Below are 16,515 nucleotides of genomic sequence, written 5' to 3'. Positions count from 1 at the left end.
GGACTCTATACGAAATTTGAAATTTTTGAAAGATGAAATTCAAATTCAAATTTGACATCTCGATGTTTTTCGCGTTATGGTTGAGAGATGAATAAGCCGCTTCGCATCATCATCCTCCTTCTTGTTCTCGCCGCGATCGGCGGCGGAGCATGGTGGTATCTGCATCGGCCCGTGGCCAATGATGCTTTGACGCTTTATGGGAATGTCGACCTGCGCCAGGCAACGCTCGCCTTCAATGGCTCGGAGCGCATTGCCGGCATTCTCGTCGAGGAAGGCGATATCGTCAAAAAGGGCCAGGTTCTGGCGCGACTCGATACCAGCCGGCTATCGCCGCAGGTGCGGGAGGCAGACGCGACTGTCGCCGCGCAACGTGCCATGGTGATGAAACTTCGCAACGGCAGCCGCCCGGAAGAAATTGCACAGGCCCGCGCCAATCTTGCATCGGCCAAGGCGGACGCGGCAAACGCCAACATCCAGTATGAACGGCGGGCTGCATTGACCGCGACTGCCACGATCAGCAAACAGGACCTCGATACGGCAAAGGCCACAGCCGCAGTTGCCGACGCGAAGGTCGAAGTTGCGCAGAGCGCGCTCGATCTTGCCGTTGCCGGACCACGCGCCGAGGAACTGCTGCAGGCCGAAGCACAGCTACGTGGTAATGAAGCTCAGCTGGCGCTGATACGGCAGGAACTTGACGACGCGGAACTCGTAGCGCCGTTCGACGCGGTGGTACGCTCGCGCCTTATGGAACCGGGCGAAATGGCAGCCCCGACGAAGCCCGTATTCTCGCTGGCGACCATCGGCACGAAATGGGTGCGGGCGTATGTCTCGGAGGTCAATCTCGGACATGTTCGTTCCGGCATGCGCGCCAAAGTTACATCCGACAGTTTCCCGGATCGCCCGCTTGACGGCTGGGTCGGTTTTATCTCGCCGGTGGCGGAATTCACGCCGAAGACCGTAGAGACGGAAGATCTGCGTTCAAGCCTTGTCTATGAGGTGCGGGTTTTCGTCGAGGACAAGGACGATATGTTCCGGCTCGGCATGCCCGCTACTGTAAAGCTCCTGGCAGGCGAAGCACCAAAGCCCCTGCCCCAGAATGCGGACAGCAAGGCAACACCATGAACGGCGCCGCGCCAGCTCAGTCAGAACCTGGGCCCGTCAAGGCGCGGACCATCCACAAGAGTTTCCGCCGTGATACGGGCGAGATCGTCAAGGCGCTGGACGGAGTTTCCTTCGAAGCGCGGCAAGGAACGTTAACTGCCTTGGTCGGACCTGACGGTGCGGGTAAAACCACGATACTGCGCCTGATTGCCGGGCTGATGGTCGCCGACAGTGGCGAGCTCTCCGTACTCGGCATCGATGTCGCTGCCGATCCGCAGACAATACAGAACCGTATCGGTTACATGCCGCAGAAATTCGGCCTCTACGAGGATTTGAGTGTCCAGCAGAACCTCGATCTTTACGCCGACCTGCACGGCATCACCAGGGAACAGCGCAGGGAGATCTACCCGCGGCTGATGGAGATGACCGACCTCGGGCGTTTCACGCAGCGCCTTGCCGGCAAGCTTTCCGGCGGCATGAAGCAGAAGCTCGGCCTCGCCTGCACCCTGGTGCGCTCGCCGGAACTCCTCCTGCTGGACGAACCGACCGTGGGCGTCGATCCCCTGTCACGGCGCGAATTATGGGAGATCGTCACCAAGCTCGTGCGCGAGGACAAACTGACAGTTGTCGTCAGCACTTCTTATCTGGACGAGGCAGAACTCTGCGACCACGCCGTCGTCATGCATCAGGGCAAGGTTCTGGCGCAGGGAAAACCCGACGAAATCACAGAAAAAGCCAGCGACTGTGTTTTCATAGCCACGCCGGGGAAAGGCACGAACGCCCGGTCGCTGCAGGCTCGGCTGTTCCGGCAGGGCGGCGTTGTCGATGCGGTGCCGGAAGCTGGCAAAGTTCGCGTGGTGAAGCAGCCGGACTTCAAGGACAACATCAAGGTTGACGGCAAAGCCATCAAACTTCTGCCGGTCTCAGCGCGCTTCGAAGATGGGTTCATGGTGCTGTTCGGTGCCGTGGCAAGCAAGAGCCATTCCAGCGAGGTAGAACTGGAGCGGCCCAAGGCGGCAGCGGGTGATGAGATCTCGGTGGAGGTCCACGATCTGGTGCGCAAGTTCGGCGATTTCACTGCGGTCGATCACGTCAGCTTTCAGGTGAAGCGTGGCGAGATTTATGGGCTGCTCGGTCCGAATGGCGCTGGGAAAAGCACGACGTTTCGCATGTTGTGCGGGCTGATGCCGGCAACCAGCGGCACGCTGCGCGTTGCCGGCGCGGACCTACGCACCTCACGGGCGGAAGCACGGCAGAAACTCGGCTACGTGGCACAGAAGTTTTCGCTCTATGGCGATCTGTCGGTGGATGAAAATCTCGATTTCTTCGCCAGCGCCTATGGTTTGCGCGGGCAGAAGAAACGCGACCGCGTTGCCTGGTCGAAAGAGCAGTTCGAGCTGGGTGACCTGGCAACGCTGCCGAGCGGACAATTACCCGGTGGTTTCAAGCAGCGTCTTGCCATGGCAGCGGCGCTCTTGCACGAGCCGGACATTCTGTTTCTGGACGAGGCGACCAGCGGCGCCGATCCGCTGGCACGGCGTGAGTTCTGGGGGCGCATTACCGCGCTTTCCGAGCAAGGCGTAACGGTGATCGTCACGACGCATTTCATGGAAGAGGCGGAATATTGCGATCGCATCATCATTCTGGATGCCGGACGTAACCTTGCTGAGGGAACACCTGCCGAAATCCGTGCCCATGCCAAGCCGAAGAACGGCGAAGAACCGAACATGGAAGACGCCTTCATCGCCATTGTCGAGGAGTCCCGGCGAGACAAGAAGGAGGCCGCGTGATGACCGCGCCCTCGCCCCAACACGGCCGCCTGCGCCGTATCCTCGCGCTGGTGCGCAAGGAGAGCTGGCAGGTGGTCCGCGACCCGAGCAGTGTTGCCGTCGGCATCGTCATGCCGATGGTACTGTTGATCCTGTTCGGTTACGGCCTGTCGTTCGACCTCAAAAACCTCCCCGTTGCGCTGGTCATGGAAGAATCCTCCGCAGAGGCGAGCGCCGCCGTTTCCGGATTCGAACTGTCAGATTATTTCCAGACACATCCGGTCAAGACCATGGCGGAGGCGGAGCGGCTGCTTGCGGACAAGACCGTCAGCGGTATCGTGCGCATACCACCGCAATTTGCCCGCGATGTGCAGAACGGCACGGCGGAAATTCAGGTCGTCGTCAACGGCAGTGATGCCAATACAGCCCGCATCGCGCTCGGCTATGCGCAAGGCGCGGTCGGCACGTGGCTGGCGCGCGAAGCAGCGCAAGGAATGGTCTTGAATTCCGGCGCATCGATCGATCTGCAGACGCGGCTTTGGTTCAACGAGGCCAATGACAGCACCTATTTTCTGGTGCCGGGTTTGATTGTCCTTGTCATGACGCTGATCGGTGCGCTGCTGACGGCGCTGGTAATGGCGCGGGAATGGGAGCGCGGCACATTCGAAGCGCTGTTTGTCACCCCTGCCCGTCCCGGCGAAATCCTGCTTGGCAAAACGGTTCCCTACTTCATCCTTGGCATGGTGGGGCTGGCCCTTTCGGTCATCGGCAGCCAGGTGCTTTTCGGCGTGCCTCTGCGCGGATCGCTGTGGATATTGGTCACCGTATCGATGCTCTATCTGCTGGTGGCGCTCGGTATCGGGCTTTTGATCTCCTCGCTCACCAAGAACCAGTTCATCGCCAGCCAGATCACGTTGATCGTCACGTTTCTGCCGGCGATGATGCTTTCGGGCTTCATGTTCGACATCAGAAGTATGCCTCTGGTGATCCAGGGCATCACCTACATCTTCCCGGCGCGCTATTTCGTCAGCGTGCTGCAGACATTGTTCCTTGCGGGCGACATCTGGGCCGTCATCCTGCCCAACGCGGTGGTACTCGCCGTCATGGCAACCATTCTGATGACTGCGTCTCTTTTCGCCACGCGCAAGAAACTCGGGTGAGACGGCCATGAAAGAATCCTTCTTCCGGATAATCGCGCTGATCCGCAAGGAATTGCTGGCGATGTTCAAGGACCCGAAAAGCCGTATCGTGCTGGTGCTGCCGCCCATCCTGCAATGTCTGATCTTTGGCTATGCGGCGAGTTACGATCTCAACAATGTGCCCTATGCGGTTCTTGATCACGATCACAGTGCCGCATCGATCGAGCTGGTTTCGAAACTGGACGGCTCGGGCATTTTCAGCCGCGTTGCGACGTTGCAGCGGACATCCGATATCGATAAATTCATCAATGACGCCCGGGTTTTGCTGGTGGTGGTCATCGACCAGGATTTCGAGAGGCGGCTCATGGCCGGAATGCCGGCCAAATTGCAGATCATCGCCGACGGCCGCAATTCCAACACGGCCGGCACCGCGCAGAGCTACATCAATACCATCGCGACGGACTTCACTGAGCAATGGCGTCAGGAAAATGGTCAGGCGGCCAACAGCGGCATCAAGATAGCAACGCGCGCCTGGTATAATCCGAGCCTTGAGACGCGGTGGTACATGATCCCGTCATTGATCGGCACGATCACCATGATGATGACGCTGATGCTGACTGCCATGTCGGTCGCGCGCGAACGTGAGGCGGGGACTTTCGATCAGCTGTTGGTCACGCCATTCAGACCGTCCGAGATCATGGTCGGGAAGGCCCTGCCCTCGATGATGGTCGGTCTCTCGCAGGCAACGACCATATTGCTCGTCGCCCAGCTATGGTTCCAGATTCCCTTCGAGGGTTCTTATTTCATGCTCTACCTGGGGCTGGTGCTGTTCCTCGCCGCGGCGGTGGGCATTGGCCTTTTCATCTCTTCGCTCGCAGGCAATATGCAGCAGGCAATGATCTACTCGTTCGTGTTGCTGATGCCATTCATGCTGCTATCGGGGCTGACGGCGCCGATCGGCAACATGCCGGAGATCCTGCAGTATCTGACAATGATCAATCCGCTACGCTATGCGATCAGCATCACACACCAGGTATATCTGGAGGGTGCAGGCTTGAGGCAATTGTTGCCGGAAATGCTCGCGCTGGTGGCCATCGCCGCGGTTACCCTGCCATTTTCGGCTTGGCTTTTCCGCAACAGGCTGACCTAACGCATCAGGCTGAATTTGAAGCGTAGTTAGTTCGAGCCTGGAAAAGACTTCATGGCTATGTCGATCAGCCGGTAAAGCTCATCCCGGCCAGCGCCGCTCGATGCCTGGACCGCAGTGCCTTGGGCGATGGTCAATAGATAGCGGGCAAGATCGTCAGGATTGCTATCAGCGGGAAGATCGTTTTCACGCTTGGCGCGTTCGAAACGCCGCGCCAGCGCCTTCTGCCCTATCTGGCGACGCTCGATAATGGTTTTTTGGATCGCTTCCGCGGCTTCACTGCAGCCCATGGCCGCATTGATACCAAGGCATCCACCAGGATTGCACTCTTCAGTCTGGGCATTGGCAAAGCCATGCAATATATCCAGCGCAACAATCCGCGCGGTCGGCTGCTCCAAGGCCTTCCAGAAGAACGCCATGTAATTCTGCTCGTAGCGCTGCAGCGCCATGCGGAAGAGCTCTTCCTTATTGCCGAAGGTTCCGTAAAGACTGGGCTTGGTGATACCCATGCCGTCGGTCAGGTCAGTGATGGACGTGCCTTCATAGCCTTTTCGCCAGAATAGCTCCAAAGCTGTCTGCAAGGCATCATCCGCATCAAATTCCCTGGGCCGTCCCATGGACAACACTCCCTAAAAGAATTATACCGCTCGGTATAAAATTCCATTGACAGCTGTTACATCGCCGCCTTATATCAACCGTTCTATACCGATCGGTATAGAACGTCAATGCTCAATTCGATGATCGAATTCAGATTCGCCATCCTCCCAATGGCGGAAACTTTCAAAGCAGGATGACCACGATGTCAATCAGCACTTTAAGAAAAAGCCTCTATGCCAGCGCCCTGGTACTGACACTTGCCACAGTCGGCGGCTCGCACTTTCTGGACATGCAGCAGAGCCACGCGGAAGGCGAAAAAAGCCAGGCCGCGCCTGCGCCAGCCACTCCTGTTTCGGTTGCGGTCGTACAGCCGAAGCTTATAACGCAGTGGAGTGAATTCTCTGGCCGGCTTGAGGCAATCGATCAAGTTGAAGTACGCTCGCGCGTCGCCGGCGCCATTCAGTCCGTTGCCTTCAAAGAAGGCGCGATCGTCAAGCAGGGCGACCTTCTGGTCAAGATCGACCCAGCGCCTTATGAGGCAGAGGTTGCGCGCGCAAAGGCGCAGGTGGCCTCTGCCGAATCGAAGCTTGCCTATGCCAAGAGCGAACTTCAACGCGGCAAGCAGCTTGTCACATCGCGCTTTGCTTCCCAGAGCGATTATGATCAGCGGTTGAACGTTCAGACCAGCGCCGAGGCGGACCTTGAAGCGGCCAAGGCCGTATTGCAGACCGCCATGCTCAACCTCGACTGGACCGATATTCGCGCACCGATCAGCGGCCGTGTCGGACGTATCGAGATCACCCCCGGCAATCTCATCGCCGAGGGACCGAGCGCGCCGTTACTGACGTCGCTGGTTTCGATCAGCCCGATTTATGCAAGTTTCGAGGCCGATGAGAACGTCGTCGCCAATGCGCTCGCCGATCTTCCCGAGGGCTTGAACAGCCGCGACTTCGTCAACCGTATCCCGGTTCAGATGGATGTGCACGGCCAGGACGGGATCACCGGTAAGCTACAGCTGATCAACAACAGCGTCGATGCAACGAGCGGTACTGTCAAGGTTCGCGCGGTGTTCGATAACGCCAATGGCAAGCTGATGCCCGGCCAGTTCGCCAAGGTCCGCATGGGTCAGGCCAACGAGCGTAACGAATTGCTGGTTGACGAAAAAGCTGTCGGAACCGACCAGAACAAGAAGTTCGTCATGGTCGTCAATTCGAAGAACGTCGTCGAGTATCGCGAAATCTCGCTTGGCGCAAAGGCCGATGGCCTGCGGATCGTCACGGCTGGATTGCAGGCGGATGACAAGATCGTCGTCAATGGCCTGCAGCGCATTCGCCCTGGCTCGCTCGTTGCACCGGAGATGGTGGCGATGGGCAGCAAGGCTCCAGACCAGCAGGCGCTGGCGGACCAGGCCAAGGTCAAACAGTAAATATCCAGAGCCCCGCATCGGGCAGGTGGAATTGATATGAATATCTCCAATTTCTTTATCGACCGCCCGATCTTTGCGGGCGTTCTTTCTTTCATCATCTTCCTCGGCGGTTTGATTTCGCTGACGACGATGCCCGTCTCGGAATATCCGGATGTCGTTCCTCCATCCATCGTGGTGCGGGCACAATATCCGGGTGCAAATCCGAAGGTCATTGCCGAAACAGTCGCAACGCCGATGGAAGAACAGATCAACGGCGTTGAAGGCATGCTCTACATGGGCAGCCAGGCGACGGCAGACGGCCAGATGACGCTGACTGTGACCTTTGCGCTTGGTACAGATCCGGACAAGGCGCAACAGCTGGTTCAGAACCGCGTTTCGCAGGCGGAACCGCGCTTGCCGGAAGAAGTGCGCAGCCTCGGGATCACCACGGTCAAGAGTTCGCCTGACCTGATGCTGGTGGTCAACCTCATCTCGCCCAATGATCGCTACGACATCACCTACCTGCGCAACTACGCCCTGATCAACATCAAGGATCGCCTCGCCCGCATCAACGGCGTCGGCGATGTGCAATTGTTCGGATCTGGCGACTATTCGATGCGTATCTGGCTCGATCCGCAGAAGACCGCGGAACTCGGCCTCTCGGCAACCGATGTTCTTAACGAGATCCGTGCGCAGAATGTGCAGGCTGCTGCCGGTACCATCGGTGCGTCGCCCAACTCGAACAGTGTCGATCTGCAGTTGACGGTGAACGCGCAAGGTCGGTTGCAATCCGAAGAGGAATTCGGCCAGATCATCGTCAAGACTGCCGCCAATGGCGCGATCACACATTTGAGCGACATTGCCCGCATCGAACTTGGCGCAGCCGACTATTCGCTACGCTCGCTGCTCGACAACAAGAGCGCCGTTGCTATCCCGATCTTCCAGGCACCGGGCTCCAATGCGATCCAGATCGCCGACGAAGTTCGTGCGGCGATGAACGAGATGAAGCTGACCATGCCGGAAGGCGTAGACTACGAGATCGTCTACGATACGACGCAGTTCGTCCGCGCCTCGATCGAGGCCGTCATTCATACACTGCTTGAGGCGGTGCTGCTGGTCGTTCTCGTTGTTATCCTGTTCCTGCAGACGTGGCGTGCATCGATCATCCCGCTAATTGCGGTGCCGATATCGATCGTCGGTACGTTTGCGGTGATGCATCTGTTCGGTTTCTCGATCAACGCACTCAGCCTGTTCGGTCTTGTTCTCGCCATCGGTATCGTCGTCGACGACGCCATCGTGGTGGTTGAGAACGTCGAGCGCAACATCGAGAACGGTCTTGCCCCGCGGCAAGCGACGGTACAGGCGATGCGCGAAGTCTCGGGACCGATCATCGCGATTGCGCTGGTTCTGGTCGCCGTGTTCGTGCCCCTCGCCTTCATCAGCGGCCTTACGGGGCAGTTCTATCGGCAGTTCGCGCTGACGATCGCCATCTCGACGGTCATTTCAGCATTCAACTCCCTTACACTGTCGCCTGCCCTTGCAGCACTGCTGCTCAAGGGACATGACCAGCCGAAGGACCGTTTGACACGCTTCATGGACCTGACGCTGGGCTGGCTTTTCCGTGGCTTCAATGCCGTGTTCACGCGGGGGGCCAACGGTTACAGCAAGGGTGTGCGCGGCGTTATTTCGCGCAAGACGGTCATGATGGGGATTTATCTCATCTTGATCGGCGCGACGGCGTTCATGTTCAAGAGTGTGCCGGGCGGTTTCGTTCCGCCGCAGGACAAGCAGTATCTGGTCGGTTTCACACAGCTGCCGGATGGAGCGACGCTTGACCGGACGGAAGCGGTCGTCCGCCGCATCGGGGACATGGCATTGAAGATACCCGGTGTGCAAAGCACGATTGCCTTCCCTGGCCTGTCCATCGCCGGTTTTACCAATAGTTCGAATGCCGGCGTTGTCTTCGTTTCTCTGAAACCTTTCGAAGAGCGCAAGACACCCGACCTGAGTGCCGGTGCAATCGCCATGGCACTCAATCAGCAAATATCCGGCATCCAGGAATCGTTCAGCGCCGTCTTCCCGCCGCCTCCCGTCCAGGGTCTCGGCTCGATCGGCGGGTTCAAGCTGCAGATCGAGGATCGCAATGGTCTTGGTTATCAGGCTCTCGACGACGCGACCAAGGCGTTCCTCGCCAAGGCGGCCACAGCGCCGGAGCTGACGGGCCTGTTCACCAGCTATCAGATCAATGTTCCACAGCTCTATGCCGATGTTGACCGTGCCAAGGCACGCCAGCTCAATGTATCGCTGCCGGAAATCTTCAACACGCTGCAGATTTATCTTGGCTCGGTCTATGTCAACGACTTCAACAAGTTCGGACGCACCTATTCCGTCCGCATGCAGGCAGAGTCGAATTTCCGCGCCAAGTCTGAAGATATCGGCGATCTGAAGGTACGATCGGGTTCGGGCGAGATGATCCCGCTGTCGGCCCTGGTCGACGTCTCATCCAGTGCGGGACCAGATCGCGCCATGCGCTATAACGGCTTCCTCGCTGCCGACGTGAATGGCAATGCGGCTCCTGGCTACTCGTCGGGCCAGGCGCGGGCTGCAGTGGAAAAGATCGCCGCCGACACCCTGCCGCCCGGCATCGGCTTCGAATGGACGGAACTGACCTATCAGGAGATCATTGCAGGAAACTCAGCCTACCTTATCTTCCCGCTGTCGATCCTGTTGGTGTTCCTCGTTCTCTCGGCACAATATGAAAGCCTGTCACTGCCGCTGTCGATCATCATGATCGTGCCACTCGGATTGCTTGCCGCCCTCACCGGCGTCTGGCTGACGGCCGGAGATAACAATGTCTTCACGCAGATCGGGCTGATCGTGCTTGTCGGACTGTCTGCCAAGAACGCCATCCTGATCGTCGAGTTTGCGCGGGAACTGGAGTTTGCCGGGTCGACGCCATTCAAGGCAGTAGTCGAGGCCAGTCGCCTGCGGCTCAGACCGATCCTGATGACGTCGCTCGCCTTCATCATGGGCGTGGTACCTCTCGTCACATCGACTGGAGCCGGTGCGGAAATGCGTAGTGCCATGGGCGTCGCGGTGTTTGCCGGGATGATCGGCGTGACGTTGTTCGGCCTGTTCATGACGCCAGTGTTCTACGTGCTCATACGTGCGATGACAGGAAATCGACAGCTGAAGAGCCACCATGCCAGCACCTTCGAAGGCGATTCCAGCCACAATTCGGGCACGATTGCCCCTGCTGCAACGCCAGCCGAGTAACAAAAATCACCAGCGGTGCAGAGCCTGCAAAGGTTCTGCACCGCTGGAGCTAAACCACTGAAACTGAAGATTTTCTCTATGTCATAGCAGCAGCATTTCATCGTCGGAAGAAGGCTATCACGGCACAGTTGAACGAGGATTAGAACTTTTTGAGTGACAAAAGGTTTCAAACTGTTACAGTTGCGTGACCAAGCCGAAATTCGGCACTGACGATCATGATCCTTCGGCACTTTCAGAGGATCGTCCAATCGGGAGCAGTCCTTATGAGCTTTGCCGCAGCAAACGATAACCGGAAGATCAGTGACGGGTTTATACCCTTCGTCACTTTTGTCATATGCACCCAGGTAGCGGCCACGATTCTGCTCGCTTTGCCAAATTGGTATTGAGGCCTCAACCCAGTCCTACAGGTTTTTCAATCCTGCCGATCCTGGCAGGAGCAATAATTATTCTCATGATTGCCGGTGTTTTTTTCGCGACTTGAGGCTGGCTTTGTGAGCCTCCCTCCCAATCCTATCATCCAACCAAAGTCTGGCTATTGAAGCTGCCAAGCAATTGGGACAGTATGGTCAGGACCTTATTGACATGATGCAACTGCAAGCGCCAATATTTGAAACCTGTTCAGTGATATTCCTAGTGTTGATCGGGAATTGACGGTCCGGCAGAGGAATCCATGAGATCATTGGCAGTATTAGCAGTTTTGCTCACGGTCTTCGTCGCCGGCTGTGTGTCCATGACACCGGAAGAGCGGCGGGCGCTCGATAACCAGACCTGTTCATCCTATGGTTTCCGGCGTGGGACCGATGCATTCGCAAATTGCCTGCTCAATCTCGATCTCGACAGGCGCGCCGCAAGCCGGGCGCAATTCGAACAGATGCAATTCAATACGCCGCTGATCATCTATGACAATCGCCATCGTTATTATCGGCACCGGCGATGGTAAACACTCGCCCGCCGGAGCGCGGGCAAGTCTCCCTCAAACAAGATATTATCTTACCCAGACAACCCGGCGTGTCTCACGTTCTATGAGTGCGGGACGATCTTGCACATATACGTATGAGTAGCGCGGCTGATCAGGCACGGCGACCAACGGCACATCCTCAGGAATGACCGTTCCCATGGTTATGTCACCATCGATGACCACCGGATCAGTCGGATTGGTCTCAATGTAGGAGACAACGTCGTCCGGAATAGCTCCGTCATCGGGCGCAGCCCCAGCATTGTCCGACAGATAGACGACCTCGCGGTTCTCCATGGAGACGATCACGGGGCGGCCATCGACATAGATGTAGCCGTAGCCCGGGCTCTCCGGAATTGGCCGCACCACGATCGTTTCGGGTACGACGTAACCCTGAGATAAGTCACCCTCTATAACAACTGGATCGGCCGGATGCGCGATGACATAATCCCGGGCAGACTGCGGCACTTCAACGACAACGCTATCCTGAGCGATCGCCAGACCGGAGGTGGCGAAAAACGCCGCTGCAGTCACTATAAAAACCTTTTTCATTATCCTGCCTCTCAATTGAACCTTTTTTGTCCCAGTGGGAGGGAAACCCCGCGACAATGGTTTGGTTCCGCTGAAAGACAATATGTGATCGCCGTTTCGAACTGTGAGTTCGGCGTAAAAGAGCGAAATTTTTGCTTTTCGCCGGCACAAAAACTGATATCGCTGTGGGACATGGAACCGCACCTGATCCCCCTGATCGACTCCCTGCCCTCGACTGTACCGTTCGTCGGACCCGAAGCGCTGGAACGCAAGCGCAACCGGCCTTTCAAAGCGCGACTTGGAGCCAATGAAAGCGGCTTCGGCCCAGCGCCTTCAGTCATTGCCGCCATACACAGCCATGCCGGGGAGGCGTGGAAATACGCCGATCCAGAAAATTTCGATTTGAAGCATGCGCTTGCAGCGCATCTCGGCGTTGTACCGGCCAATATCGTCGTTGGCGAAGGCGTCGATACGTTGCTGGGACTCGCCGTGCGCCAGTACGTGCGCGAGGGCACGCCGGTCGTCACTTCGCTCGGTGCCTATCCGACATTCAATTTTCATGTGGCCGGCTTTGGCGGACGGCTAGTGACAGTGCCGTACAGGGATGATCGCGAGGACCTCGAAGCATTGCTTGCCGCGGTAAAGCGCGAAGAGGCACCGCTCGTCTATTTCTCCAACCCTGACAATCCAATGGGGACGTGGTGGGCGGCGGCGGAGATCGAACGCTCTATCGATGCGCTGCCCAACAATACGATGCTGATCCTCGACGAAGCTTACGGCGAAACGGCACCGGCGGACGCCCTGCCGCGGATCGATGTTTCGCGGCCGAATGTCCTGCGCATGCGCACCTTTTCCAAGGCATATGGACTCGCCGGAATGCGCTGCGGCTATGCTGTCGGCGCAGAAAAACAGATCCTGGCCTTCGACAAAATCCGCAACCATTTCGGCATGAACAAGCTGACACAGATAGCCGCCCTCGCAGCGCTAAAGGATCAAGATTATCTCAAGGCGGTGATTGCACGGATTATCGCTGGGCGTGAGCGGATCGTGCAGATTGCTGCGAAGAACGACCTTGCGGCGATTCCCTCTGCTACCAATTTCGTCACTATCGATTGCGGGCGCGATGGGTCATACGCCCTCGCCATTCTCAACGCCCTGATCGACCGCGACGTCTTCGTGCGCAAACCAATGGCACCGGGTCTGGACCGTTGCATCCGTGTCAGCGTCGGCCTTGACGAAGAACTCGATTATTTCGAACGACAGCTTCCGCAGGCCTTGGCCGCCGTAAAGTAGCTGCTGAGCCCAGATAAAAACCTGGAAACGGAGAATAACTTGGAAATCAATCGGGTTTTTGCCGGTCTCGGCGGACTGTTCGGGGCTGCAGGTATCGCGGCCTATGCGGCGGCGGCCCATAGTGCGGAAGGTCATATGGCCACGATTGCGCCGATCCTGTTCATCCACGCCCCCGCATTTTTAGCGCTGTCGCTTTTGGCAAAGGTTAGTCGGCCAGCCTATTTCGGCGCGTGGGTGCTGGTGGTTGGATTGTTCTTCTTCATTGGTGATCTGATATCCCGGGACGCAATTGGCGACAGGCTCTTCCCCTTCGCCGCCCCCCTTGGAGGATCATTACTCATCTTAGGATGGGTTATCATTGCTGGGACAGCGTTCAGCCGACTGGACTTCGAGCGTTCCGAATGACTAGCACTACCAGCCGAAAACAGCGTCGATGACCCTGGGCTCTACCCGACCCTTGAGTTCCCCAAAAGCTGCCGCCGATGGAAGAGTATGTACATGACCAGTAAGCTGTCCGAGCGACTGACTTAACGCGGCGAAAGATTCAACCGTAGGAAGCGTTTCAAACTTGCCTTTCATATAGGCTACCCCCTCCTTCAGACCCGATACGTCTCCCTTCAGGCTTGAAACATCTCCCTTCAGGATTGAAACGTCTCCCTTCAGACCTGATACATCACCCTTCAGGATTGAAACATCCTCCTTCAAGCCTGCAATGCCATTGAGGATGACATCCAGCTTGCCGTCCATCTTCCCAAAAGATTTTTCCAGAAATGCGACGCGATGTTCCATACCTTCAAATGTGCCATCGCCATCGGCGGATTTCCAACCTTGTAGGTTTATGAGCCATGGCCGCCGCTCCCTTAACCTTCCCCCTTCAGCTTAGCATTGCATAATTTGTAGTAACCGCCGCCTTTTTCGATCCAGCGCGCGCCGCCAAGCGTACCGCCTTTCTTGTTAACGTGGTATTGCTCAAGGCATGTGTGCATGCGGGCCTTGGCAGGTTTCTCTGCAGCAAATTTTTCGGCTATCGACGACGGAAACGTCGTCTTTCCGGATGGGGATCTGGCTACGACTTCGGCTTTTTTTTGCGTTTCTGGCTTATCTTCAGTCGTCTTTGCGTTGGCCTCCGTCGGTGCGGAGTTGGTTGACTTGTCAGCCGCCTCAGCGGGCATGGTGCATTGCGCTTTACGGAATTCGCTCCACGAAACGCCTTCTGCTTCGCCGGCGCTCTGCGCTGCCTTGTACTTGACGCTGCACTCTTTCATGCTCAAGGCGTTTGCAGAAAGGGTCAATGATAGCGGCAGCAAAATTGCTGCAATCAGGGTAGCGAATAGACGAGGAATGCGTCGGTCAAACATAAAACCCACTCTGGAAAAATTGATTGATAAAAATCGACTCCAATTGGCCGACCGTACATGCATCCCCGCCGTACCTCCATCCATACCTTCGTCTAGCAACCTGCCTCTTGAATTAATTGAACGTTCGTTTTATTAATTCAACATGGCACGCACAACCGGATCAGATGGCGGAAGGACACGCAGCGCAATTGATATTGCTGCGAAGCATTTGATTGCCCGCGTCGGCTATGAAGCGATGTCGATGCGCCAGCTCGCTGACGAAGTGGGCGTGCAGCCCGCGGCCTTCTATCGCTACTACCCCAACAAGCAGGAATTGCTGTTTTCGGTTATGCGGGGACACATGGATCGTGTGCTTGCCGCCTGGGAAGCCGAGAGCCGCAGCGCTCATACGGCCCTAGAGAAGTTCTGCGCCTTCATTCGTTTCCATATCCGTTTTCATGTGGAGCGACGGGACGATGTGCACATTGGAAATATGGAGCTGCGCAGCCTCAGTCCGGAAAACCGGGCCATAATCGTTGAATTGCGCGCGCGGTATGAGAACAGCCTTCGGGACATACTCGACGACGGAATCGATACTCGCGAATTTGCCATCGATGACATTGCGCTGACAACCCGCGCCATTATCGCGATGATTACCGGTATCATGGTCTGGTTCCGGACGGGCGACAGGCTTAGTGTCGACGAGATTGCAGAAAAGTATGTCGAAATGGGACTGCGCCTTGTTGGCGCCAAGAAGATTGCGACAACTAAAAAGGGAGGACGAAATGTACCAGTCGGGCCTAAGATTCGGAGTCTCTGAGGAAATCGAGGCACTGCGGGAAACGGTACATCGGTTTGCGCAGGCGGAGATAGCACCGCTGGCAGCCGAGACCGATAGAGCCAATCAATTCCCCATGCACCTCTGGCAGAAAATGGGCGAGCTCGGCCTGCTCGGAATGACTGCCGACCCGGAGTTTGGCGGGTCCGGCCTTGGCTACCTCGCACACACGATTGCCGTGGAAGAAATATCCCGCGCTTCGGCATCGGTCGGTCTCTCTTATGGTGCGCATTCCAATCTTTGCGTCAACCAGATCAACCGCTGGGGCACCCCGGAGCAGAAGGCAAAGTTTTTGCCAAAACTCTGCTCGGGCGAACATGTCGGCGCGCTCGCCATGTCAGAACCGGGTGCGGGCTCCGACGTCGTTTCGATGAAACTGCGAGCCGACAAGAAGAATGACCGTTATGTTCTGAACGGTAACAAGATGTGGATTACCAATGGTCCGGACGCCAGCACGTTAGTGGTCTACGCGAAGTCCGATCCCGCCGCGGGCTCGCGTGGCATCACGGCATTTCTGATCGAGAAGGAATTCAAGGGTTTTACCACCGCGCAAAAGCTGGACAAGCTTGGTATGCGCGGTTCCAATACGTGTGAGCTCGTATTCGAGGACTGTGAAGTTCCATTCGAAAATGTACTTGGCGAAGAGGGCCAAGGTGTCAAAATCCTGATGTCGGGGTTGGACTATGAGCGCGTCGTGCTTGCCGGTGGACCTTTGGGAGTGATGGACGCCTGTCTGGACGTGGTTGTCCCCTACGTGCATGAGCGCAAGCAGTTTGGCCAACCGATCGGAGAATTCCAGCTGATGCAGGGCAAACTGGCAGACATGTACACAACGACGAATGCTTGTCGGGCCTATGTTTACGCCGTGGCGGCCGCCTGTGACCGCGGTGAAACCACACGCAAGGATGCAGCAGGGTGCGTTCTATACGCTGCAGAGAAAGCAACATGGTGCGCGCTCGAGGCGATCCAGGCGCTGGGCGGCAATGGCTATATCAACGACTATCCGACCGGACGGCTGTTGCGCGATGCCAAGCTCTACGAAATCGGTGCTGGCACGAGTGAGATACGGCGCATGCTAATCGGCAGAGAAATGTTTGCAGAGAGCGCTTGAGCCACACCACTGCACC

General features: G+C 57.1%; 15 protein-coding genes. 11 read left to right on the top strand and 4 right to left on the bottom strand.

The window, feature by feature from the left end; translation table 11 throughout:
• Nucleotides 1–87: 87 nt before the first annotated feature.
• The 4 genes from PHA01_RS03270 to PHA01_RS03255 are packed head-to-tail and all read left to right on the top strand — an operon-like array spanning nucleotide 88 to nucleotide 5,159.
• Nucleotides 88–1,122, top strand: coding sequence for an HlyD family secretion protein (locus PHA01_RS03270; RefSeq protein WP_271893315.1), 1,035 nt, complete (start codon nucleotides 88–90; stop codon nucleotides 1,120–1,122).
• A complete protein-coding gene (locus PHA01_RS03265) occupies nucleotides 1,119–2,891 on the top strand; it encodes an ATP-binding cassette domain-containing protein (protein ID WP_271893314.1) in 1,773 nt (590 codons plus the stop codon). Before PHA01_RS03270 ends, PHA01_RS03265 begins: the two co-directional genes overlap by 4 nt.
• Nucleotides 2,891–4,030, top strand: a complete 1,140-nt coding sequence (locus tag PHA01_RS03260) for an ABC transporter permease (protein WP_271893313.1) — start codon at nucleotides 2,891–2,893, stop codon at nucleotides 4,028–4,030. Before PHA01_RS03265 ends, PHA01_RS03260 begins: the two co-directional genes overlap by 1 nt.
• A 7-nt stretch (nucleotides 4,031–4,037) precedes the next feature.
• Nucleotides 4,038–5,159 carry an ABC transporter permease gene (locus PHA01_RS03255; RefSeq protein ID WP_271893311.1) on the top strand — a complete coding sequence of 374 codons (1,122 nt, stop codon included), beginning with the start codon at nucleotides 4,038–4,040 and terminating at the stop codon, nucleotides 5,157–5,159.
• A 26-nt stretch (nucleotides 5,160–5,185) separates the two neighbouring features.
• Here the strand turns inward: PHA01_RS03255 and PHA01_RS03250 are convergent, their stop codons facing one another.
• Complete coding sequence (locus tag PHA01_RS03250; protein ID WP_271893309.1) at nucleotides 5,186–5,773, bottom strand: TetR/AcrR family transcriptional regulator; 588 nt, start codon at nucleotides 5,771–5,773, stop codon at nucleotides 5,186–5,188.
• Between the two features lie 182 nt (nucleotides 5,774–5,955).
• Between PHA01_RS03250 and PHA01_RS03245 the strand changes: the two genes are divergently transcribed.
• The 3 genes from PHA01_RS03245 (at nucleotide 5,956) to PHA01_RS03235 (ending at nucleotide 11,374) form a co-directional block, all read left to right on the top strand.
• A complete protein-coding gene (locus PHA01_RS03245; protein WP_271893307.1) occupies nucleotides 5,956–7,179 on the top strand; it encodes an efflux RND transporter periplasmic adaptor subunit in 1,224 nt (407 codons plus the stop codon).
• A 36-nt stretch (nucleotides 7,180–7,215) separates the two neighbouring features.
• Nucleotides 7,216–10,434 (top strand): efflux RND transporter permease subunit, encoded by a 3,219-nt coding sequence (locus PHA01_RS03240; protein WP_271893306.1) that lies wholly within the window; start codon nucleotides 7,216–7,218, stop codon nucleotides 10,432–10,434.
• Between the two features lie 670 nt (nucleotides 10,435–11,104).
• Nucleotides 11,105–11,374 (top strand): hypothetical protein, encoded by a 270-nt coding sequence (locus PHA01_RS03235; RefSeq protein WP_271893305.1) that lies wholly within the window; start codon nucleotides 11,105–11,107, stop codon nucleotides 11,372–11,374.
• 45 nt (nucleotides 11,375–11,419) lie between these two features.
• Here PHA01_RS03235 and PHA01_RS03230 read toward each other — a convergent pair whose 3' ends face one another.
• A complete protein-coding gene (locus PHA01_RS03230; protein ID WP_271893303.1) occupies nucleotides 11,420–11,941 on the bottom strand; it encodes a DUF1236 domain-containing protein in 522 nt (173 codons plus the stop codon).
• 171 nt (nucleotides 11,942–12,112) lie between these two features.
• On the opposite strand from PHA01_RS03230, the gene PHA01_RS03225 reads away from it, so the two are divergent.
• Together PHA01_RS03225 and PHA01_RS03220 are read left to right on the top strand one after the other, a co-directional pair.
• On the top strand, nucleotides 12,113–13,213 hold the full coding sequence (locus tag PHA01_RS03225) for a pyridoxal phosphate-dependent aminotransferase (protein WP_271893302.1): 1,101 nt from the start codon (nucleotides 12,113–12,115) through the stop codon (nucleotides 13,211–13,213).
• Between the two features lie 39 nt (nucleotides 13,214–13,252).
• Nucleotides 13,253–13,618 carry a DUF423 domain-containing protein gene (locus PHA01_RS03220; protein WP_271893301.1) on the top strand — a complete coding sequence of 122 codons (366 nt, stop codon included), beginning with the start codon at nucleotides 13,253–13,255 and terminating at the stop codon, nucleotides 13,616–13,618.
• A 6-nt stretch (nucleotides 13,619–13,624) separates the two neighbouring features.
• Here the strand turns inward: PHA01_RS03220 and PHA01_RS03215 are convergent, their stop codons facing one another.
• Together PHA01_RS03215 and PHA01_RS03210 are read right to left on the bottom strand one after the other, a co-directional pair.
• Nucleotides 13,625–14,002 (bottom strand): hypothetical protein, encoded by a 378-nt coding sequence (locus tag PHA01_RS03215; protein ID WP_271893300.1) that lies wholly within the window; start codon nucleotides 14,000–14,002, stop codon nucleotides 13,625–13,627.
• A 71-nt stretch (nucleotides 14,003–14,073) separates the two neighbouring features.
• Complete coding sequence (locus PHA01_RS03210; RefSeq protein WP_271893298.1) at nucleotides 14,074–14,571, bottom strand: hypothetical protein; 498 nt, start codon at nucleotides 14,569–14,571, stop codon at nucleotides 14,074–14,076.
• Nucleotides 14,572–14,713: 142 nt separating this feature from the next.
• On the opposite strand from PHA01_RS03210, the gene PHA01_RS03205 reads away from it, so the two are divergent.
• Together PHA01_RS03205 and PHA01_RS03200 are read left to right on the top strand one after the other, a co-directional pair.
• Nucleotides 14,714–15,370, top strand: a complete 657-nt coding sequence (locus PHA01_RS03205; protein WP_271893297.1) for a TetR/AcrR family transcriptional regulator — start codon at nucleotides 14,714–14,716, stop codon at nucleotides 15,368–15,370.
• Nucleotides 15,336–16,499, top strand: a complete 1,164-nt coding sequence (locus PHA01_RS03200) for an isovaleryl-CoA dehydrogenase (RefSeq protein WP_271893295.1) — start codon at nucleotides 15,336–15,338, stop codon at nucleotides 16,497–16,499. The genes PHA01_RS03205 and PHA01_RS03200 overlap by 35 nt, the downstream gene beginning before the upstream one ends.
• The last annotated feature ends 16 nt before the right edge of the window (nucleotides 16,500–16,515 follow it).

The sequence above is a fragment of the Candidatus Phyllobacterium onerii genome (assembly GCF_028331445.1).
GTDB classification, from domain to species: Bacteria; Pseudomonadota; Alphaproteobacteria; order Rhizobiales; family Rhizobiaceae; genus Phyllobacterium; species Phyllobacterium onerii.
Note: the sequence above shows the minus strand (reverse complement) of the source record. Positions and strands in the feature narration are given on the sequence as shown.